The organism is Streptosporangium sp. NPDC048047, assembly GCF_040653115.1.
Classification (GTDB): domain Bacteria; phylum Actinomycetota; class Actinomycetes; order Streptosporangiales; family Streptosporangiaceae; genus Streptosporangium.
Genome location: NZ_JBEZNH010000009.1, coordinates 143,428 through 164,451, shown reverse-complemented (window position 1 = coordinate 164,451; position 21,024 = coordinate 143,428). Strand labels below are relative to the sequence as shown.

The window sequence follows — 21,024 nt, the reverse complement described above, 5'->3', positions numbered from 1 at the left end:
TGAACAGGCAGGATCCCTGACTAATATGGCGGGATGAAGACCGCGACCCCGGCGACGGCCCGGGCGATCAACGATCGGCTCGTCCTCGATCTGCTGCTCGAACGCGGTCCGCTGACCGCCCCGCAGCTCCGCGAGCTCACCGGCCTGTCCAGGCCCACCGTGTCCGACCTGATCGAGCGGCTGCGGGACGGCGGCCTGATCGAGGTGGCCGGCGAGTGCGGTGAGAACCGGCGGGGACCGAACGCCCGGCTGTTCGGGATCGTGGCCGGCCGCGCCCACGTGGCCGGGGTGGACGTGCGGCGCACCGCGGTCAACGTGACGGTCGCGGACATCGCCGGCCGGACGGTCGGCTCCGCCGTACGCGACTTTCCCTGGACCGGTCGCGGTTCCACTCCCTGCTTTGGAGGGGGCGCGGTCCCGGGCGGGCCCTCCGGTCCCCCTGGCTCCTCTGATCCCTCCGTCTCGCCCGTCTCGCCCGTCTCGTCCGGCACTTCCGGCACTTCCGGATCTTCCGGCTTCTCCGGTACGGCAGGGCCGGACGAGGCCGGCGCCGCTTCCGCGTCCTCCGGCGCCGACGGGACGTCCGGCCTGGCCGCGCTCATCGAGAGCGTCGTCGCCGAGGCCGCCGCGGGCCGGGCCCTGGACGCCGTCGTGCTCGGCGCGCCCGGCCTCGTGGACCCCCGGCGCGGCGACCTGGTGGCCCCGAACGACGTACCGGGCTGGGAGCCCGGCCTGCTCCAGACGGTACGGCGCGGCCTGGGCGTCCCGGTGACGCTGGAGAACGAGGTCAACCTCGCCGCCGTCGCCGAGCACCGCACGGGAGCCGCCACCGGGCGCGACGACTTCGTGCTGCTCTGGCTCGACGAGGGCGTGGGCGCCGCGCTCGTGCTGGACGGCCGGATACGGCGCGGCGCGTCGGGCGGCGCGGGCGAGATCGGCATGCTGCGGACGGACGGCGGGTTCTTCTGCGACCTCGTGGGGCCCGACGTCCTGCGCGATCTCGACAGGGACGAGACGGCGGGGCGGATCGCCGCCTGCGCCGCCGCCCTCGTCACCATCCTCGACCCCGGTCTGGTCATCCTCGGCGGGAGCATCGGACGCGAGGGCGGCGCCGGCCTCGCCGAGCCGGTCGCCGGGCGGCTGCGCGACCTGTCCCCGGCTCCGACGGAGGTCCGCGCGAGCACGGTGGCGGGCAACGCCGTCCTGCAGGGCGCGGTCCTGACCGCCCTGGACCTCACGCGCGACAGGGTCTTCGGCTGATCCCCGCCGCCGGCGGAAACCGGAACCGGAAACCGCCGGGAAAACGCCCCCGGCAGGGCAAGCGGAGCCTGACGGGCCCGGCGGAAAACGCTCATCGAGGCGATGGCGGGAACTGTGGCCGTTCCGCCGGAAAACGTCCGTCAAGGCGGCGAGAGGGGCCGGGACCGTGCGACCGGAAAACGCCCCGCCGACGGGGTGACGGAGGCCGGGATCGGCCGATTGCTGAGACGCCTCGGCGGCGCGGCATGCGAACCTGTATTTTTCCGTCGTAAGGTTCTCCGGATTTATCCGACAAGTTGACGCCTTTCCTGGAGGCGGGGTTTTGGGCAGAGGAACCGTCATCGGCGGACGTTACGAGCTGGATCCCGCATCCCGCCGTTCCGGCGGAATGGGGGAGGTCTGGTTCGGCTACGACAACCGCCTGGACCGGCGGATCGCCGTCAAATTCATCAAAACAGCCCGGTTTCCCGATGGCCGCCCGGACAAGGAACTGGCCCGGCGTTTCGTGCGCGAATCGCGAATTACGGCCAGACTGGAACACCCCGGCGTTCCCACCGTTTATGACTGCGGCCCACATGGCGACGACCTCTACATGGTCATGCAGCTCATCAGGGGGATCCCGGTCTCGGCGCTGCTCGACGAGACCGCGATCCCCGTGGCCTGGGCCGCGGCGATCGCCGCGCAGGTGTGCTCCGTGCTGACCGTGGCCCACGCCGACGCGCTGGTGCACCGGGACCTCAAACCCGGGAACCTGATGCTCTGCCCCGACGGCACGGTCAAGGTCCTCGACTTCGGCATCGCCGCCGCCCTCGCCTCCGCCGGGGCGGACGCCGACGGGGGGATCCGCCTCACCGGGACGGGCGAGGTGCTCGGCACTCCCGCGTACATGGCGCCCGAGCAGGCCATGACCGGGGCCGTCAGCCCGCGGAGCGACCTGTACGCCCTCGGAGTGATCCTCGACGAGATGCTCGCCGGGGACAACCAGTTCGCGGCCCCCACGGCGCTGGCCACGATGCGCAACCACACCGACGTCCCGCCCAGGTCGCTGCGCGCCAGGCGGCCGGACGTCCCCGAGGAGCTGGAACGCCTCGTCCTGTGGCTGCTGGCCAAGGATCCGGACGACCGGCCGGACGCCGCGGACGTCGTCTACGACCGGCTGCTGGACTTCTGCCGCGAGCTGCCGCCCTTCCCCGGCTACGTCGACCTGGACACGCCCCATCCGGCACGGATGTACGCCACGGTCGTGGGCCGCATCACCGCCCCGCCGCACGCCGACCGGGTCCCGTACGCCGACCGGGTCCCGCACCCCGACCGGGCCTCGCACACAGACAGGGCCCCGCACACAGACAGGGCCCCGTACGCGGAACAGACCCCGCAGGCCGAACGGATCCCCCACTCCGGCCGGGCCGCGCACCCCGAACGGGCCCCGCACGCCGAACGGCAGCAGCACCGCGAACGGCGGGGCCTCGCCCACCCGGTGCGGCCGCGGTTCCGGTTCGCCGCCGGGTCGGTGCAGATCGGGCACGAGGACATCGAGCGGGCCCGCCGGGAGGCCGAGGCGCTCAAGGCGTCGTCCCGTTTCGGCCAGGCGGCCGACGCGCTGGCGGAGATGGTGGGCCCCGCGGCAGGGTCGTTCGGCCCGACCAGCTCCGAGGTCATCGGCCTGCGGATCGAGCTCGCCGAGCTCCTCTTCCTCGGCGGGGACTACCGCAGGGCGGCGCCGGAGTTCCGCAGGCTGGCCGCCGACGCCACCGCCGTGGAGGGGCCGGGCAGCAACCTCGCCCTGCGCTGCCGGCTGATGGAGGCGAACTGCCACGCGGCCGTGGGCGAGACCGACCTCGCGTTGTCCGATCTCCGCCGGCTCCTCGACGACGAGAGGCGGCTCGGCGCCGAGGAGGACCGCATCCTCGAACTCCGCTGCCAGATCGGCCTGGTGGAACTCGGCGCGGGCCGTACGGCGCGGGCCGGGCACACGCTCGGCCGCCTGCTGCCCGACCTGGAACGCAGGTACGGCCCGCACCACGCCAACGCCAGGAAGGTCCGCGCCATCCTCGCGAACCTCGGCGACCTCTGACACGGAGCCGATGAAGATCGGCGTTCCCGGAGCGGCTCGCCGCAACCCGACGTCCCGCTCACCCCGTCCGTCTTCCTTCTCCATCCCTTCGACCCGTCCCCTCGCCCCCCAGGGAATACTCGTGCGCCGCTTCCGCCCCGGTCACCGCGACCGTTCCGATGACGTCCCCTCCGCGGGCGTCGCCCCTCCCGGGGAGGCCGCCCCTCCCGGGGAGGCCGAAGTATCCGGGGACGCTGAAGCCTCCGAGGCCGCCGGACTCCCCGGCAGCCGGTACCGCTTCGGGCGGCTCGCCGCGCTCGCCGCCGCCGGCTACGCCGTCGCGGCCGTCGTCTCCGTCATCGTCGCCGTGATCACGGGCGAGGGCGGCGCCGCCTGGTGGCTGGTGACCCACGAGACCGTCACGGAGCCGCCCGCGTCCCCGGGATGGTTCTGGCTGCCGCTGCTCCTTCCCGGCGTGCTCCAGGGGTGGATGCTCTGGCAGATCCTCCGCGGCCGGCCGGCCGGGCCGTTCCGGGCGCCGGACGATGACGTCCGCCGGCTGCGGGCGGTCCTCTACGCGGACCTGGTCTGGTACCTGGTCGCGTGGCTGACGCCGCTCCCGTCCCCGTTGACGGGTGTGGTCCACGGGTTCATGGCGCTCGCCCTCGCGGTGCTGTTCCACCGGGTGCTGACCGGTGCCTCCCCGCTGCTTCGCCGTACCGCGCTCGTGGCCGGGCTGGTCGCCGGGATCTCCTCGATCGGCCAGGAGACGGCAGACCTGCTCGACCTCCTTGTCGTGGAGCGGCTCTTCGCCGTCGCCGGGCTGGGCGGGCTGCTCTCGTCGTTCTGGATGGTGCTGGTCCTGGCGGCCCAGGCCGGGGACGGCCGATGGGGCCGGGTCACCGTGTGGTCGGGGGCCGGCGTCCTGCTGCTGCCCCTCGCCCTCACGGCCCTGTTCTTCGGTGACGTCACCGGGGCTGGCGAGTTCATCGGGTTCGGCGACTCCACCCTGCCCGGCGACCCCGGCCTCCTGCTGCTCCACGGCGTCACCGCCGTCCTGCAACTCTGCGGTCCGGTGTGGCTGGCCCGGTCCGCCCACGACCTCGGCGACCCGTGCGCGCGGGCCGTGCCGTACAGGGAACGGCCGCGCCCGGTCCGGGCCCCGCTAGGACCGTGGCCGCTCGCGGCCGCCGCGGTCGCGCTGCCGGTGGTCCCCGTGGCCCTCGACCTCGCGTACGGCCTGCCGTTCTGGATCGGGCCGAGGGCGATGATCGAGTACGTCCTCCCGGTCCTCCCGGTGCGTCTCATGACCGTGAGCCCGTCCCCGCTCTGGCCGGGCCTCGACCTTCTCGCCGGGCCCGTCGGCCTCACCGCGGCGGCGCTGGTCGCGGTGGTGCGCAGGACCCGCGGTTGGGCGCGGTGGACGGCGGGCGCGTTGCTGCTCAACGCCGCGGTCGGGGTGATCGTCGCGTTCGGCGCCCCGGCGGGCCTGCCGGGAGACGCGATCCAGGGCACCGTCGGTGTGGCGGGTGAGGGGCCGGACTTCGTGTCCGAGGGCCTGCGGGTCTACCCCGACTGGACGTTCACCGCCGAGGCGGGCGCCGACGGGCCCTTCCCCGCCTTCTCACCACTGTGGGGCAGCGCCGCACTCACCGTCTCCGCGCTCATCCTGCTGCTCCGGTACGGCCGCCCCGCGCGCCCGCCGTACCGGACGGCGTAGACCGTTCAGCGGGCCGCCGTCGCCGCGAGCGCGTGGTCCCAGAGACGGTCCGCGGCGACCGGGTCCATCGACCAGTCCGCGACGCCCGCCGTCGCGCCCGCGCCGCCCGGCACCCGTTCGGCCTCCTGGTTGTCGGAGGAGAAGTACCGGCCCGTCACGCCGTCCAGCAGCGGGGACGCGGCGAGCAGCACCGAGGTGGCCGCGCCCTGCTCGGGGGACTTGTAGTAGTCGGGGGTCAGCAGGTTCCCCTCGTCGTCCATCGCGCCGAGCGCCCGCATGGCGTCCGCGTCGAGGTGCCGCTGCAGGTTGGTGTGGATGTAGCCGGGTTCGAGCGCGTTCGCGGTGATGCCGTCGGCGGCCCAGCGACGGGCGATGCCGACCGCGAGCAGCACGTCGGCCGTCTTGGACTGCGCGTACGCGACCCACGGGTCGTACGGACGGCGCTCGAAGTGCGGGTCGTCGAAGTCGAACGGCGCGCCCAGCTGGGCGCCCGAGCTCACCATGACCACCCGGGCGCCGGCGGCCCGCCGCAGGTTCTCGTGCAGGCCGGTGACCAACGCGAAGTGCCCGAGGAAGTTCGTCGCCAGCTGCAGTTCCCAGCCGTTGGCGGCGACCTGGCGCGTGGGCAGCGCCATGATTCCGGCGTTCGCCACGATCGCGTGAACCGGCCCGGTCCAGCCGGCCGTGAACGCGCGGACCGAGTCGAGGTCGCTCAGGTCCAGGGGCTGCCGCCCGTCGCCGGGATTTCGGGTCGCGACGGTGACCTCGGCCCCCGCGTCCCGCAGCGCCCGGACGGTTTCCAGGCCGATCCCGGAGGCGCCGCCGGTGACGATGATCCGCCGCCCGGTGAGGTCCACGCCGGCGAGGACCTCGGCGGCCGTGGTCCTGGCGTCGAAAGGGGTGGTGATGCGTGTCATGACCACCACGGTAGGAACCGGACGTTGGACGCGGAATGGTTCAGGGTCCACCATGGTTGTGTGAGCGTCCAGCAAGCCGATCCCCTCGAAGACGTCCTGGCCCTCGTCGGCACGACCAGCCGCCTGTCCGTCAGGCTGGTCGCGGGCGGCGAGTGGGCGCTGTCGTTCGAGCCGCCGCCGGCGGTCAAGTTCAACGCGGTGCGCCGCGGCCACTGCCTGCTCACCGTCGAGGGCGTTCCGGAGCCGTTCGAGCTGGCCGAGGGCGACTGCTTCCTGCTCACCCGGCCGCGTGCCTTCACCCTGGCGAGCGGTCCTGGGATACGGCCGGTCCCGGCGGGCCCGATCTTCGCGGCGGCCGACGGCGATGTCGCGCGGGTCGGCGCCGGCGAGGACGTGGTTCTCATCGGCGGCCGGTTCGACTTCGGGGAGCGAGCCAAGGAGCTGCTGCTCGACGTGCTGCCGCCGGTGATCCATGTTCCCGGGCACACCGCCGAGGCCGCGACCGTACGCTGGGCGCTGGAGCAGATCGACGTCGAGCTGCGTGCCCGGCCGCTCGCCTCGACCCTGGTCACCGGGCATCTCGCCCTGGTCATGCTGATCCACCTGCTGCGCCTGCACCTGGCCGGCGCCGGGGCGGACGCGGCGTCCGGCTGGATGGCAGGGCTCGCCGACCCGGTCGTGGCGGCCGCGCTGCGGGCCATGCACGCCCGGCCGGCCCACGCCTGGACGGTGGCCGAGCTGGCCGGGGTCGCGGCGGTGTCCCGGTCGACGCTGGCCGCCCGGTTCAAGCACGTCGTCGGGCAGGGGCCGCTCGAATACCTGACCGGCTGGCGGATGGAACTGGCCGCCGACCGCCTGCGCCGCGGCGACGACACGGTGGCGATGATCGCCCGTGAGGTCGGCTACGGCTCGGAGAGTGCGCTGAGCAGCGCGTTCAAGCGGGTCACCGGAGCGTCCCCGCGCGAGTTCCGCCGCCGGGACCTCCGCCTCCGGCACGGCGGACAGGAACCGGCGTCCCCGCGTGAGTCCCGCCGCCGGACCGGCCCGGCGGGTGACGGACGGTCGTGAGGCGGACGGCCGTGAGGCGGACGGTCGTGAGGCGGACGGTCGTGAGAGGGACGGCCGTGAGACGGCGAAAAACACTGGGTGGCCGTGAGATGGGCGGCCGTGGGACGGCGAAAACGCCAGGAAAAGGCGGACAAGCCGGTGTTATCGTTCCAGGGCCGGCCGCGGGACTTCGGTGCGACTTCCGGAAACGGCTGTGAAACGTTGGCTTGCAGTTCGTGCCTCCACACCCCGGCCGGCGCCGTACCGTCGCGACCACCGAGAACGGGGCGATCACCGTGGCCGCTGAGAGCACGGAGACCTTCGCGGACCTGGTCGCCGCCGAGGACGTCCTGCTGTTCGTGAACGCCGCGATCACCTCCACCGGGCAGAGCGAGTTCCACTCCGGCGCGGGCGAGCAGAGCCTGTCCCTGGTCTTCCTCCACGACTACATGCTCGGCAACTACCGCGACCTGTACGCGGCCACCCTCGCCCTGGACGTCAACCACCACAACGCCGCCCGGATCATCCGGAACCTGCTGGTCACGGCCGCCGAGGCGGACCCGGGACGACGCCGGGCCGAGGGACGCCTGATCGCCCGGCGGCTGGCCCTGCTGCCGCCGCCCCGGGTCTACCGGCTGTTCCACGAGCTGCGCCGCGCCAGGGTCAACAACCGCCGCACCAGGGCGATCATGCGGGACTGGCTGGCCGCCCGTCCCGACCTCGCGTTCGACGCCGTGAAGTACCGCGGAGCCGTCAAGACCGCCTTCCGTCACGCCCACCTGGCGCCGGGAGGGGAGCTGGGCACGTTCCTGTTCGCCCCGCACCGGAAGGCCGCCTACGCCACGCCGATCCTGGAGAGCTGGCGGCAGGCCCACCACCGCAAGGCGGCGATCTACGACCTGCCCTACACGGTGGCCGAAGGGTTCGCGGCGAAGCACGGCATCCCCCGCGCCGCCTTCCTGGAACGCATCGCGCCCCGGCTCACCCGGCTGGAACGGCTGCGCGTGCAGGAGTCGGCCCACACCCTCGGAGCGGAGGCGGCGCGCGCCGACCTCACCACGATGCCGCTGACCCGGCTGGCGTCCTACGTACTCGGTCTCCCGTTGGACGACCGGGTGCGCCGCCGTACCGAGCTGACGGAGGCGCTGCGCGCGGCGGCCCGCCGTACCGCGGGGGAGCAGGCCGGACGCTGGGGCCGGGTGGCCGCCGTGCTCGACGACAGCTTCTCGTCGTACGGCTCGGCGCAGAAGCGCCGCCGCCCGCTCGCCGTCGCGCTGGCCTGTGACTTCCTGCTGGAGGCGCTGGCCTCGCGGTACACGCCGCTGTGGCTGTCGGGCCGTACGGACGCGCTGCTCGTCCGCCCCCACGGCGCGACGCCGCTCGGCGAGCGCGTCCTCGACGCCCTGGAGGCCCGGCCCGAACGCCTCGTCATCGTCTCCGACGGCTGGGACAACGCGCCGCCGGGCCTGGCGGGAGAGGTGCTGCGGGTCTGGCGCACCCGGCTCGACCCGGACGGCGCGTGCGGCGTCGTGCACCTCAACCCGGTGTACGACGCCGCCGCCTTCGACGTGCGGCGGCTGGCGCCCGGCGTGCCGACCGCCGGGATCCGCGACGCCGAGGACCTCGTCGCCCTCGCGGAGCTGGCCCGGTTCGCCGAGGGCCGCACCGGGCTGCCGGAACTGCGCGCCCACCTGGCACGCCGCGTCGCGGCCTTCCTGGGCGCGGAGCCCCCGGGGACCGGGGAGCTTCCGAAGACGGCGGAGCTTCCGGGTGCGGCGGAGCCCCCGGAGACCTCGCAGTCCCCGGAGCCCTCAGAGACGGCGGACCCGGTGCCGGACGAGGGCGACCGGACGACCCGTACGACCGGGGAGGCAGGGGAGAATGCCCGGCGGACCCCGGGGGAGGACGCATGACGGAGGAGCTCACCCTCGCCGGGCTCACCACCCGCCCGGCGCAGACGTGGGGCGGCGTGCGGCTCGTGCCGCTGGTCCGCGACGAGCCGATCGAGGACCTGCGGCTCGACGCCCTCCTCCACGACGACCCCGGCCTCGACGAGGACGCCCGCCCCGACGCCTTCCGCGGCCTCGACGTCGTCGAGGTCAGGCCGCGCAGGCACTACGTCTCCTACATCCCGCACGCGTTCGTGGCGACCTGGACGTCCGACGGCACGCCCGCCGCGGCGTACGGGACCCAGCTCCGCGACCCGGCGAAGAACGGCGCGCCCGCGCCCCGCCGCATGCCGCTGCGCTTCCACCACCGCATGGTCCGCCGCGAGGCGCGGAACCGGCTGCGCTTCATGCCCCAGCACCTTGCGATGGAGGGTTACCTGGCACTGCACTTCGGCGGACCCGAGATCGCCTGGGAGGAGTGGTCGCGGCGTGCGATCGACCGCGGGCTCTCGCCCCGCGCCGAGGAGGCCTACACCGGCGTCCAGGTCCGGGGGCTGGCGGACGCGTTGCGCGTCTTCGAGATCCACCCCGGTCAGTGCGGCGTCGTCGTCTACGCGGCCGACGCCCTCGCCGCCGCGTTCGTGGTGCCGCACCCCGCCGACTACCGCGCCCTGCACGCCACCCTGGTCCACGACCTGTACGGCGAGCTGATCCACCACTACGCGACGCTCACCATGCCGGTGCCCGACTTCCGCGCCCGCGTCGTGGACGCCGAGGTGCGCTCGCTCGCCGACCTGCGTGCCGCGGCCGGCCGCCAGACGGAGGAGTGGGCCGCCTTCCACGACCGGACCATGGCGGCCGACCTGCTGGGCCCGGGATACACCCGCCGGAAGGTGTACACGATGGGCCGCTACCGGCTGTCCCGTTTCCTGCCACCCTTCGAGCCGCAGCGGGGGAACCACATCGGCGAGCTCATCACGGACGAGGACGGCCGGCTGGCGTACCTCAAGACGTTCCGGCTGTCGCAGAGCCAGGTACGGCGCGGCCGCCTGCTCAACGACCTGGCCGCGTACGAATGGAACCTGGCCGCCACCGCCGCCGCGCTCGGCGTGACCGAGCCCGAACTGGGCCTGCGCATCGAGGACGCGGGCTTCGGGCACCTCCTGCGCCAGGACGTCCTCGACCACTACCGCGCCCACGCCCGCCGCTCGGGCCGCGCCCGCTGACCTGGACCGCCTCCTCGGCGGGTGAGCGGACGGAACCGGATTCCGTGCCGTTTCCAGGAAAGATCGGCTTTTGCCGGGTCACGCTGGTATTGATGATCACCATGATGACCCCGACGAGGCGGGATCCACGGAGATGAGGACGGTCGTCTCCCGTCTGGTCTCCGGCCGCCGGTACCGCTTCGGGCGGCTCGCCGCGCTCGTCGCCGGCGGCCACGCGGCCCTGGTCGTCACCTTCGGCGCAGCCGCGGTGGTGAACGGCGACGCCAGGGGTCTCCGGCGCCTCATGATCGGCTGGGAGAGACCCGACCCGCCGCCGAACCTGGGATGGTACGTCCTGCCGCTGGTCCTGGCCGGGCTGGCGCAGAGCTGGGCACTGTGGCGGATCCTCCGCGGGCGGGTCATCGGCCTGCCCGCCCTCTCCGAGCCTTCCGGTTCCGCCGGATCCCCTGAACCCTCCGGGGCCGTCGCGTTCCCCGGGCCGATCCGCGCGCTGCGGGCGGTGCTCTACCTCGCCCTGGCCTTCTCCCTGCTCTTCCTGGTCTGGCCGCGGCCGCCGTGGTGGGTGAGCGGTCTCGACCAGGCCGGGCAACTCGCCCTCGTCATCCTGTTCCACCGGACGCTGACCGGCGCCTTCCGTGGGTTGCGGTGCACCGCGCTCGCGGCCGGGACACTCGCCGCGATCTCCGTGATCGGTTCCACGGTGAGCGAGGAGATCGGTTTGGAGGCGGCCGAGAGCGTCTTCAGCATCGCCGTGCTGGACGGGTTGCCCTGGCTGCTGTGGATGTCGCTGGTCCTCGTGGCCCAGTCCCAGGACGGTCGCTGGCGCCGGGGCACCGTGTGGGCTGGGATCTCCTACCTGGTGCTGGTGTTCATCGTCTCGCCCCTGATGTTCGACCTCGCTTTTCTCGGCGGCTTCGAGGACACGGTGTACGGCGCCGTCCAGGCGTTCTCCGGGAACACGATGCTCGTGGGCGCCGTCGAGGCGCTCAGCGTCACGTTGCCGGTGTAGCTGGCCGGATCCATCCATGACCTCGCCGTACCGCCGCCGGGAGCCGTACCGCAGGCCGGAACCGTGCAGCGGGTGGAAGCCGTGCCACGGGCTCCGCGCGGGCCGTGGCCGCTGCCGGTCGCCGCGGTCGCGCTGCCGTTGCTGCCCGTCGTCGTCAACCTCACGCACGGCGTGCCGTTCTGGGTCGGGCCGAGGGGCCCGATCCGGTGGCTCTTCGACGACCACGTGCTGGCCGGGAGACCGGCCACGCTGTGGCTGTGCTTCGACGCCGTCGTGGGATGCGGCGGCCTCGCGCTCCTGGTCCTGGCCGCGGTGCGGGGGAGGACCCGCCGTGTCGTGCGGGTGACGGCGGGGACGCTGCTCCTCACCGCCGCGATCGGAGCCGCCGCCGTGGCAGCGGAGGGGCTGGATCAGCGCCCCTTCGTGCGGAACATCACCGTGGTCATGGGTGGCGGGCCGTTGGACTACCCCGACCGGATGCTCCTCGCCGGGACGGGCGCGGGCATCCCCGGCGTCTCGCCGCTGTGGCACAGCGCCGCCCTCACCGTCTCCGCGATCCTCCTCCTGCTCGGGTACGGCGGCGGCCCGGCCAGGCGCTCGCCGTACCGGACGGCCGCGGCGGCGTCGACGTACCCGGCCTGACCCACACCATCCAGAAGATCTGCCCGAGCGCCGCCGCCGTCGTCAGGGCGGCGGCCGACGCCCAGGAACGGGAGATGCGGGAGTGGGAGGCGGAGTACCGGCGCATGTGCGACGCGATGCCCCGTCACCACCCGCGGATCAGGCCGGAGACGGCGTCGGCGCGCCGGGAACCCGTGTGGACCGACTACGGGGTTCTGGAGGCGTATGGGGACAGCGAGGACGCCGATCCCGCCGGCGACGGCCTGTACGAAACCCTGGAGAAGAACGGGCTGGTCGCGGCGCTTCCCGGACATCTGATGATCGACGTCTACTCCGACGAGGTCACCTGCCTGACGATCGAGACCTACGCGCGCCGCCCGCCGGTGGAGATCCGGGGGTGGGACCGTGTCATCGAGGTCGGCTACCGCAGCCCGACCGGCGAGATCCGCCTGATGGACTCGATGGGCGGTGACGAACTGCCCGACCTCGCCCTGCGCGGCCGGAAGGGCCACTATCGGATCCGGGCCCACTACGCCCGGCTTCCCTGGAAGGGCCGCGAGCGCGGCAGGCAGCGGTTGCTGATCATGGCGTATCCGGGGCGTGGTGACCAGGTCGTCGTCCACCGCGACCGGATCGGTCACTGAACCGGCCTTCGGACCGGCCCGTGGCCTTGCGCGATCCTGCGGACCGGGTCGTGAGCAGTCTTTCGGGCCGGTCGCGCGGGCCGCCCCCGAAGCCCGGCCACGAGCCCGCCCTTGACCTTGTCACCGGCGTCACGGTCTAGCATCGCGGTCCTTCGGACCCGAAGGGGTTCCCTCGGCGCCGAAGGGTTCTTTCGATACCGGAGGAACGGACACCATCGACGAACGGACACGACCGATGACCATCACCGCCACCCCCGGCGACCGCGCGTCCCTGCTGGACCACGACCGGCGTTTCTTCGACGCGCTGGTCGCCGCCGACACCGCCGAGCTGGGAGACCTGCTGGCCGGCGACTTCGTCATCGTCGCCGTCAACGACGGCGCCGTCGCCACCGCGGCCGACCTGCTCGGCGCGATGTCCTCCGGAGACCTCCGGTTCCCGGCCGTGCGGTCCTTCCCGGAGGAGGCCGTCGTCCGCCGCGTCGGGGACGTCGGCATCGTCGTCGGGCGGACCGAGATGAGCTTCACCGGCGACGACGGGACGGCCTTCACGGCCGGCAGCCGCTACACCCACGTCTTCGCCGCCGACCCGGCCGGGGGCTGGCGGCTGGTCTCCGCCCAGGGGACGGAGATCAAGCCGGCGCCGTAGGCGGGTCCTGCCGGAGCGGCCCGGCACACGCGAGCGGCGGCATGCCCCGGAACCGGCCGGCATCGGGGGACGACCGAGCGCCGGCCGGCATCCGGATATGACCGCTCACCGACCGGCGTCGGGCATGACCGCTCACCGGCCGGCGGCGGGGCATGCCCGAGCGCCGATTGGCCTCTGTGGACGCGTCGTGCTACTAATTGGACGAGTGACCAAGTCGTTCGACCAAGGCGATCGTCCGATGAGAGAGGCGGCACGAGGGTGAAGACGTCGGCGGAGCGCGGCCGGGAGGTGCGGCGGAAGCTGCTGGACGCCGCGGCCGAGCTCATCCCCGAGCGGGGGTGGGCCGCGGTCAGCACGCGGATCCTGGCCGAGCGGGCGGGCGTCGCACCCGGCCTGGTCCACTACCACTTCCCGTCCCTGCAAGCACTGCTGGGCGAGGCGGCCCTCGACGTCATCGGCCGCGTCGTCGCGGAGACCGGTCCGCTTCTGGAGCAGGCCGAGTCCCTGGACGACGGGCTGGCGGCGATGTTCGGCGCGCTCGACGCCTTCACCGGGAGCGACCCGGTGTCGGTGCTGTTCACCGAGACCTACCTCGCCGCCGCCCGGGATGAGGACCTGCGCCGCGAGTTCACCGCCCTGGTCACCCGGTTCCGGCGGGAACTGGCCTCCTGGCTCCGGGCCCGAGGCCAGGAGGAGCCGGAGGAGACCGCCTCGGTGCTTGCCGCCGCCCTCGACGGGATGATGCTGCACCGGCCGCTGAATTCGGAGCTGACGTCGTCGGCCGTCACGACCGTCCTGCGCCGCCTCCTCACCCACCCCGGAACCCACCTCGGAACCCGTCCCGGAACCCGTCCCGGAGGTGATGATCGCCGCGCCGGGCGATGAGGCGCCGACCGGGTCCCCGTACCGAAGAAGCCGGAAGGATCGAGATGAGAAGAGCAGTGATCTGCGGGGCCGGCATCGCCGGCCTGGCCGCCGCCCAGCGCCTGGACGCCCACGGCTGGGACGTCGTCGTGGTCGAGAAGGCGCCCGGCCCGCGCAGCCAGGGATACATGATCGACTTCTTCGGGCTCGGCTACGACGCGGCCCGCAAGATGGGGACGCTGCCCCGTCTGAAGGAGCTCGGCTACCGGCTCGACGAGGTGCGCTACCTCGACGAGGCGGGCCGTTTCCGCGCCCGCCTGGACTACGAGCGCTTCGACCGCGTGCTGGACGGCCGGCTGCTGAGCATCATGCGCCCCGACCTGGAGCTGGCGCTCCGCGAGCAGGTGGAGGACCGCGTCGACCTGCGCTACGGCAGCGGCGTCACCGGGGCCGAGAACCCCGGGGCCGCAGGGAACGGTGGACGCGGCGGGGCCGGCGGACGTGGCCGGGACGGTGGGGGCGATGGGGGTGGCGGGGCGGGCGTCCGGGTGACGCTCGGCGACGGCACGACGCTCGACGCCGACCTGCTGATCGGCGCCGACGGCGTCCACTCGGCCGTGCGGCGGCTGGTCTTCGGCGAGGAGGAGCGGTTCCTGCGGTATCTCGGCTTCCACACCGCCGCCTACGTGTTCGACGACCCCGAGATCTACAAGGCGGTGGACGGCCGCTTCTGCCTCACCGACACCGCGGGCCGGCAGATGGGCCTGTACGGCCTGCGTGACGGCCGGGTGGCGGTCTTCACCGTCCACCCCTCCGCCGACCCCGCCCTGCCGGAGGACGCGCGGGAAGCCGTACGGCGGGCGTGCTCGACCCTCGGCTGGCTCGTCCCCCGGGCGCTGGAACGCTGCCCCGAGCCGTCGGAGGTGTACTACGACCAGGTGGCCCAGATCGAGATGCCGCGGTGGAACAGCGGCCGGGTGACGCTGCTCGGCGACGCCTGCGGAGCGGTGTCGTTGCTGGCCGGTCAGGGCGCCTCGCTCGCCGTGGCCGGTGCGTACCTCCTCGGCGAGCGGCTCGCGACCGCCGACCCGTCGAGCCCCGCGGCCTCCCCGGACTCCGTGGAGTCGGCGCTGGCGGGCTACCAGGAGCAGTGGCGCCCGGTGGTCACCGAGAAGCAGAAGGTCGGGCGGAGCGGGGTGGAGTGGTTCCTGCCGTCGTCCCCGGCGCGGCTGCGGCTGCGCAGGATCGCCCTGAGGCTGATGAACCTCCCCGGCCTCGACAGGTACTTCGGCACGGCCCTGATCGGCAAGTCCGCCGCCTCCTTGGAATCCCTCAGCGGCTCCCGCTGACCGGTGACGTCCTGGAGTCGCACGCCCCGGACCGGGGTGAAAGAGGGGGGGAGATCCGGGGGCGGACGCCGCCGAGGATGTGAAGCCCGCTCTCGGGTGTGGAAGCGGACGCGCCAGGTCAGACGGAGTCCAGGGGGTGTGGATCAGGCTGCCGGGCTCCGGCTGACGTCTTCGTGCCCGGGAAGGTGACGGCGACCGCCACCGCGACGACGACGGCCAGCAGCGCGTCGAGCAGGAAGACGAAGTCGAACCGGAAGTGATCCGCGATGACGAGGCCGAGCACCGACCCCGTCATCAGACCCACCATGGCCGCCACCAGGGGCGCCACGGCCGCCGTCCACACCCGGGTGCCGGGGAAGGCGCCGGTCATGAACATGATGCCTGCCCGGATCACGAGCGCGGCGGCCAGGCCCTGCAGCACCCGGCCACCGATCAGCACGCCGACGTCGGTGGCGAAGGCGCACACCAGGGACGCGAGGAAGAAGGCCGCGAGCCCTGAGATGAGCAGGCTCTTGCGCGCCTTCAGCGGAAGAACGACCGCGACGAAAGCCAACAGATACGAGTAGGTGATGCCGAACTCTGAGGTGGGGGGAACCGCCAGGCCGTCTGCGAGCGCCGGTCCCAGCGCGTTCAGCACGGTCACATTGGTCGCGAAGAGAAGGACGGCGAGGGTGAATGAGGCGAGCATCCATCGGCGTCTGGTCATATCCCGAACTCTAGTGATCGGCTGGTGATCGTGGTGAGAAGTGACCGATGCCCGGAGCCGGCCCCTCCCGAAAGGCCCCGGCGCGGGTCCGGGCGGGTCTCCGGAAGAGGGGGCCCTCTCTCACTCACCGGCCCGGAAAAGGGCATCCCGCGGTCCACATCGGACAGGCGTCCTCATGGCCGATCGCTTTTCTACCGGTCGGAGATGTGCGCATGGTGATACGCCTCGACCACTCCTTCGGGAAGACGGCCGCGCTCGCCGACGGCGTATCCCTGGCTGCGCGCCCAGGAGCGTATCCGAGCCGTGGTCGATTCCGCGGATGAACCGGTCAGGGGGACACCCGTCAACGCGCCGGCCGTCAGCGTTCCCACATCGTCGAGCACATCGAGTCCGTCGAGCAGGTCGTCGAGCCGGTTCCAACCGTCCTCTCCCGGCAGAGCGAGCGCGTTCCACGACGAGGACGCGCCGCCACTCTCCTCGCCCGCGACCTCGCCCGGCCGGATGCCCCGCCGGTCGAGCTCGGACCAGAGGGGTTCCAGGGCGGCCTCGGGGTCGAAGTGGAACTCGCTTTCACGGACCCGCCAGAACCGCCAGCCCGCGCGCTTGAGCTCCCGCTCCCGGTCGAGGTCGGCCTCCCGCTGCTCGGGCGTGCCGTGCCAGAAGTCGCCGTCGCACTCGACCGCCAGACGTCCGCCCGCACCGCTCACCACGAGGTCGATCCGGCGGCCGTTGACCTCCACCTGGGGGACGACGTGGTAGCCGCGCTCACGGATGCGCAGGAAGACCCGCTGCTCGAAGAGCGAGTCGAACTCCGGATGGGAGACATCCGGGGTCACATCGTCCAGCGTGGCCGAGAGCAGCGCCGACGGGGGGTTCAGCAGGTAGGTCAGCAGCGATCTGCGCAGGCAGGCGGGAGAGAGCAGGTCAGGCGTGACGGAGTGGAACAGCCACATCTGGTCCTTGGCCCGTGATGCGGCCACGTTGAACCTGCGCTGCCATTCGGTGCTCGTCAGCGCGGACCGTCTCTCGGCGACCACCATGGACAGGAACACCACGTCACGCTCGTCGCCCTGGAAGTCGGGCGGCGTCCCGACGCGCAGCCTGCGCTTCTCCCACTCCTTGGTGTCCAGCCGGTCGAGCAGCATGCCGTGGATGAGCTGCGCCTGCGCTCCGCCCTGCAGCACGACGACGCCGAAGGTCCGCTCCCGGTAGGCCGGATCCTCCGTACAGGCGAGGATCCGCTCCACGATGGCCTCGGCCTCGGCGAGGTTGCGCAGCCGGGTCGTCGTCCCCTCGGTCACGGCGCCCGGCACGTACTCCGTCCGCAGCGGGGGCAGCCGGTCGGCGCCGAACTGCCGCAGTGGCACCAGCGGCTCGTCCGCGTAGAACTGCCGCGAGGAGAAGTCGATGATCTCCGGCATGCACCGGAAGTGCTCCTTGAGCCGCAGCACCGAGCCGAACCGCGTGGCCAGCAGGTCGAACAGGCTCGACTTGGGGGTGAACGCGTCCCGCAGGTACGCCGGGAGGTCCGGCAGATAGCTCGACAGCTTGGCGAAGATCGGTGCGAGCTCGCCGTGGCTCACGGTCGAGGGCGCGCACTGCTTGTCGTCCCCGACGACGATGACCCGGGGAGCGAGCCACAGCAGGAAGAGCGCCTCGATGCTCGCCTGGCTGGCCTCGTCGACGATGACCACGTCGAAGGAGTCCCGGACCGGCGGGATCGTCTCCAATACCTGCTGCAACGGCATGATCCAGGCAGGTACGGCGTCGCGGGCGTGCGACATCGCCTCCCGGGCGAGTGACTGGAACTTCGCGGCGTACCGGCCGGTGCCCTTGCCGAGCTTGCCCATGTGGTCCTGGTAGGAACGCAGCGCCGTGGTCTGCCGGGAGTTCATCCTGCTCAGCGCCGCCTGCCAGGACTGCTCGGCGGCGAGCTCCGCGGTCAGTCTCATCTCGCGGGCGGTCGCCGACTCCAGTTCGGCCTCCAGCCGCTGCTCCAGGCCGGGGCGGCGCTGCTCGGTGAAGAACGTCTGCGCCTTCGCCCACGCCCACGCCCTCTCCCACGTGGAGAACCCGGGCCGCCACGCCCCGGCCTCGGACAGCAGGTGGAGCAGCGCCGGATGGGCGGCGCGGACCCGGCCGGCGAGCTCGTCGCAGTGCCGCTGCTCGGCCTGCTCCCGGTGCGCCTCGGTGAGCGCGTGCAGGCACCGCCGGTAGGCGGCGTCGTCACGTACGGCCACCGCGTCCGCGGCCTCGACGAGCTCCGGGGCGGGGGTGCCTAGCCCTATCTCGCGCCGCAACGCCGCGTGCAGCTCACCCAGCGCTGAGGTGGCCCGCGCGGCCTCGGCCCGGAGCCGTACGGCACGCAGCGCCGCGGCATACGCGCTCCAGTCGGCGGGCGTGCCGAGTCTGACGTGCGCGCCCGCCATGGTGAGCAGCCGCGTGGTCTCCGCCACCGCCGACAGGACGTGGCGCACCTGGCCGAGCCGGTCGAAGGCGTCCCCGAGCTGAGCCACCGCCCGCTGGAGCGGCACGTCCTCGGGGAACTCCACCCCGACGAGCCACCAGCCGCGCCGCAGTTCGGCCGCGGCGGCCCGGCCATCGAACTCCGCGACGACCAGCGACAGCAGCTCGGCGTTGGACGGGGGGATCCCGTCGACCAGCGTCCCTTCCAGCCATGGCGCGGCCCGTTTCTGCACGGCGGGCCTGAAAGGGCCGCGCTTGAGCTGGTTGCCTGCGGCGAGGTGGTCGCGCAGCTCCCGCATCGCCTGAAGGTAGGCTCCGGTCGCGCCCGGCGTGTCCAGCGGCGGGTGGCTGATCGCCCGGAACCCGACCGTCCTGACGGCGTCCCTGGCAGCGGCGAGCCGATCGGCGTGTGCGGCGAGTTGTTCCCAGACCGTGACCTCGCGTCCGGCCAGGCCGTCCCGCAGCGCGCGGACCGTCCAGTCCTCGGAATCCCAGGCCGCCGCCTCCTCGGGCAGGTCGAGCCGGTGAAGACGCGCGGCGACGTCGGCCGCGATCCCCTCCAGCCGGGCGAGCAGGGCGGGGGTGAGGTGCTCGATGCGCCGGGAGACCTTCGTCTCGGCCTGCCGCGCCACGTCGTGCGCGGCGGACTCCGCCGCGATCAGGCCGTTCAGTCTCTCCACACCCGGCAGGGAGGCCACGTCGGGAAGGCGCTGGGAGAGCCGGGCCTTCCGCCGCGGCGTCTCCCCGGCCAGCAGGGTGATGAGTTCCGCCGCCTCACCGACGGTGATCGGGGCCGCAGGCGGCGCGGAGGCGGGCAGCGGTACCGGCATCCACGAGCACTCCGCCGCCTCCTGCCGCAGCCGTCGCGCGATGCCGGCGAGGGTGCCCGCGTAACCGGTCGCGACCTCGGGGTGGTGGTAGGTCTCCGACTCGCGCAGAGCCCGGATCCGCTCGGTCAGCTCCGCGGTGGCACGGCGGGCGCCTTCGAGCTGACTCCGCTTCTCGGCGATGCCCCGGGCCTGCCGAGCGGGGTCGAAGGAGGAGAAACGGCTGGACAGCGCCTTGACGCCGCCTTCGAGCTCCGCCGAGCCGCCGCGGCCGAGGTCGGTCATGGAGACGCACAACGCGGCGATCTCCGCCGGGAGCTTGTCCCGCAGGACCCGCAGCGCCTGCGCCTTCTGGCTGGTGACCAGCACCCGCTGCCCCTGGGCGAGCAGCGCCGACAGCAGGTTGGCGATGCTGTGGGTCTTCCCCGTCCCGGGCGGTCCCTGGACGACGACGCCGTTGTCCGCCCCCAGCCGGGTCATGATCGTGCGCTGCTCGGGGTTGGCGGGCAGTGGGAACAGCGGGTCCTGTCCGAGGACGTCTCCTGAGACGGCCTTCCTCTCCGGAAGCTCCCGGAGGAAGGCCATGCGCTCCTCCGGTTCGAGAGAGCCGACGAGCTGGGCCAGCCCGAGAGGCGTCTGGGCGTCCGGGCCGGTCAGCGCGGAGATCATCTCGTCGTAGTAGGAGATGAGGGAGCCGTGGTCTCGCTTGCGCAATACGAGCGCGGGCGCCGGCCGTACCTCGGTGGGACCACCGGACGCCTTCCCTGGCGCCCAGTCAGGAAGGAAGCGGGGCGTGGGCCTGACGTCGAGCCCGCGGTCGCACCATGCCTCCAGCAGACCGGTGACGCCGCTTTGCAACCCGGTGGCCTCCCCCTCCCGGACGCGCCGCCGCAGGGGGTCGGTCCGCTCAGGGGTGAACCCGTCGAGGTCGGCCAGAAGCTCGCGGTCCTGCAGGGCCGGCGCCGCCTCACCCAGCAGGACGTCGACCCGCTCGGTATCCGGATCCACCCGCAGGTGGAGGCGGGTCGCGATCAGGTGGTTGCGGATGCCGACGCCACCGGGGGCGGCCCAGGACAGCAGTCCGGTCGCCAGCACCAGCTCCCACTCGTCGTCGATCTGCCCCAGCTGGTTGGCGATCGAGTAGAGGTCGCGGTGCCAGCGCTGCTGCCGGACCCGCTCCCGCTCCCGGTCCGCCCACACCCGCCATAGGGGAAGCCACGTCTCGTACGCGGTGACCACGTCGGGCCGGTCGTCCTCGGTCTCCGGCCGGGACACCGGGCGACCGTCCTCTCCGGGCTCCTCGATGAGCCCCGGTCCGGTCTCCGACAGTTCGGGGGCGTCCAGCTCGGGGTCGATGAGCTCGTTCGGCCGCAGCCAGCCGTGGAGCTCATCTGGTGGGGACGGGTGGGGGACGCTCCGGACGTGGTCGACGGAGAGGAGGACCTCGCCGGGCCCCGCCTCCGGACGGGGCCGTACGGCGTCGGGCAGGTCGACCAGCCAGAGCACCTGGCCGTGTTGCCGGACGTCTCGAACCGGGGCGCGGCGCGCGGTCGCCAGGTCGCGGAGGAACTCCACCAGGCGCGTGGTGGAGTCGATCAGACGGGGGTCCCGGGCCCGGGACTGCTGCGCGCTCACGCGGCTTGTCTCCTTCACGTCGTACGGCTCGTGCTCGCCGCATGATGTCCGTGCGAACCCGGCCCCTCCCGCCCAGGTGATCGGGCGGGTGGCGTGATGCTAGTGGTCGGTGATCTCTGATTGTTGGAACGTTCCCGGAATGAGA

At 73.1% G+C, this 21,024-nt stretch carries 15 protein-coding genes; 12 read left to right on the top strand and 3 right to left on the bottom strand.

Features of this window, described 5'->3' with window-relative positions:
- The first annotated feature begins 33 nt into the window (after positions 1–33).
- The 3 genes from AB0D67_RS11050 to AB0D67_RS11040 all read left to right on the top strand — a co-directional run bounded on the left by AB0D67_RS11050 (position 34) and on the right by AB0D67_RS11040 (position 5,033).
- Positions 34–1,260: an ROK family transcriptional regulator gene (locus AB0D67_RS11050; protein WP_362932363.1), complete on the top strand. Its 1,227-nt coding sequence runs from the start codon at positions 34–36 to the stop codon at positions 1,258–1,260.
- 388 nt (positions 1,261–1,648) lie between these two features.
- On the top strand, positions 1,649–3,334 hold the full coding sequence (locus tag AB0D67_RS11045; RefSeq protein WP_362932463.1) for a serine/threonine-protein kinase: 1,686 nt from the start codon (positions 1,649–1,651) through the stop codon (positions 3,332–3,334).
- A 121-nt stretch (positions 3,335–3,455) separates the two neighbouring features.
- Positions 3,456–5,033 (top strand): hypothetical protein, encoded by a 1,578-nt coding sequence (locus AB0D67_RS11040; RefSeq protein ID WP_362932361.1) that lies wholly within the window; start codon positions 3,456–3,458, stop codon positions 5,031–5,033.
- A 5-nt stretch (positions 5,034–5,038) separates the two neighbouring features.
- On the opposite strand, the gene AB0D67_RS11035 is transcribed toward AB0D67_RS11040, so the two are convergent.
- Positions 5,039–5,950 carry an SDR family NAD(P)-dependent oxidoreductase gene (locus AB0D67_RS11035; RefSeq protein WP_362932359.1) on the bottom strand — a complete coding sequence of 304 codons (912 nt, stop codon included), beginning with the start codon at positions 5,948–5,950 and terminating at the stop codon, positions 5,039–5,041.
- A gap of 60 nt (positions 5,951–6,010) precedes the next feature.
- On the opposite strand from AB0D67_RS11035, the gene AB0D67_RS11030 reads away from it, so the two are divergent.
- The 9 genes from AB0D67_RS11030 to AB0D67_RS10990 all read left to right on the top strand — a co-directional run bounded on the left by AB0D67_RS11030 (position 6,011) and on the right by AB0D67_RS10990 (position 15,245).
- On the top strand, positions 6,011–7,018 hold the full coding sequence (locus AB0D67_RS11030) for an AraC family transcriptional regulator (protein ID WP_362932358.1): 1,008 nt from the start codon (positions 6,011–6,013) through the stop codon (positions 7,016–7,018).
- Positions 7,019–7,233: 215 nt separating this feature from the next.
- Entirely contained in the window at positions 7,234–8,910 is a 1,677-nt protein-coding gene (locus tag AB0D67_RS11025) for a hypothetical protein (protein WP_362932356.1), read from the top strand.
- Positions 8,907–10,112: a hypothetical protein gene (locus tag AB0D67_RS11020; protein ID WP_362932354.1), complete on the top strand. Its 1,206-nt coding sequence runs from the start codon at positions 8,907–8,909 to the stop codon at positions 10,110–10,112. The genes AB0D67_RS11025 and AB0D67_RS11020 overlap by 4 nt, the downstream gene beginning before the upstream one ends.
- 133 nt (positions 10,113–10,245) lie before the next feature.
- Entirely contained in the window at positions 10,246–11,121 is an 876-nt protein-coding gene (locus tag AB0D67_RS11015) for a hypothetical protein (RefSeq protein ID WP_362932352.1), read from the top strand.
- 72 nt (positions 11,122–11,193) lie between these two features.
- Positions 11,194–11,763, top strand: coding sequence for a hypothetical protein (locus tag AB0D67_RS11010; RefSeq protein ID WP_362932350.1), 570 nt, complete (start codon positions 11,194–11,196; stop codon positions 11,761–11,763).
- A complete protein-coding gene (locus AB0D67_RS11005) occupies positions 11,646–12,386 on the top strand; it encodes a hypothetical protein (protein WP_362932348.1) in 741 nt (246 codons plus the stop codon). Before AB0D67_RS11010 ends, AB0D67_RS11005 begins: the two co-directional genes overlap by 118 nt.
- A 235-nt stretch (positions 12,387–12,621) precedes the next feature.
- Complete coding sequence (locus AB0D67_RS11000) at positions 12,622–13,032, top strand: nuclear transport factor 2 family protein (RefSeq protein ID WP_362932346.1); 411 nt, start codon at positions 12,622–12,624, stop codon at positions 13,030–13,032.
- 258 nt (positions 13,033–13,290) lie between these two features.
- The gene (locus tag AB0D67_RS10995; RefSeq protein ID WP_362932344.1) at positions 13,291–13,917 is read left to right on the top strand and encodes a TetR/AcrR family transcriptional regulator; all 627 of its coding nucleotides are present in this window, start codon (positions 13,291–13,293) and stop codon (positions 13,915–13,917) included.
- Positions 13,918–13,961: 44 nt separating this feature from the next.
- Positions 13,962–15,245 carry an FAD-dependent monooxygenase gene (locus AB0D67_RS10990; RefSeq protein ID WP_362932342.1) on the top strand — a complete coding sequence of 428 codons (1,284 nt, stop codon included), beginning with the start codon at positions 13,962–13,964 and terminating at the stop codon, positions 15,243–15,245.
- A 118-nt stretch (positions 15,246–15,363) separates the two neighbouring features.
- Here the strand turns inward: AB0D67_RS10990 and AB0D67_RS10985 are convergent, their stop codons facing one another.
- Together AB0D67_RS10985 and AB0D67_RS10980 are read right to left on the bottom strand one after the other, a co-directional pair.
- Complete coding sequence (locus tag AB0D67_RS10985; RefSeq protein ID WP_362932340.1) at positions 15,364–15,951, bottom strand: MFS transporter; 588 nt, start codon at positions 15,949–15,951, stop codon at positions 15,364–15,366.
- A gap of 191 nt (positions 15,952–16,142) precedes the next feature.
- Positions 16,143–20,879 (bottom strand): histone-like nucleoid-structuring protein Lsr2, encoded by a 4,737-nt coding sequence (locus tag AB0D67_RS10980; protein ID WP_362932338.1) that lies wholly within the window; start codon positions 20,877–20,879, stop codon positions 16,143–16,145.
- Between the last annotated feature and the right edge of the window lie 145 nt (positions 20,880–21,024).

Coding starts and splice junctions, on each gene's coding strand:
- AB0D67_RS11050 (WP_362932363.1), top strand. CDS start 34: ATGAAGACCGCGACCCCGGCGACGGCCCGGGCGATCAACGATCGGCTC.
- AB0D67_RS11045 (WP_362932463.1), top strand. CDS start 1,649: ATGGGGGAGGTCTGGTTCGGCTACGACAACCGCCTGGACCGGCGGATC.
- AB0D67_RS11035 (WP_362932359.1), bottom strand. CDS start 5,950: ATGACACGCATCACCACCCCTTTCGACGCCAGGACCACGGCCGCCGAG.
- AB0D67_RS11020 (WP_362932354.1), top strand. CDS start 8,907: ATGACGGAGGAGCTCACCCTCGCCGGGCTCACCACCCGCCCGGCGCAG.
- AB0D67_RS11015 (WP_362932352.1), top strand. CDS start 10,246: ATGAGGACGGTCGTCTCCCGTCTGGTCTCCGGCCGCCGGTACCGCTTC.
- AB0D67_RS11000 (WP_362932346.1), top strand. CDS start 12,622: ATGACCATCACCGCCACCCCCGGCGACCGCGCGTCCCTGCTGGACCAC.
- AB0D67_RS10990 (WP_362932342.1), top strand. CDS start 13,962: ATGAGAAGAGCAGTGATCTGCGGGGCCGGCATCGCCGGCCTGGCCGCC.
- AB0D67_RS10985 (WP_362932340.1), bottom strand. CDS start 15,951: ATGACCAGACGCCGATGGATGCTCGCCTCATTCACCCTCGCCGTCCTT.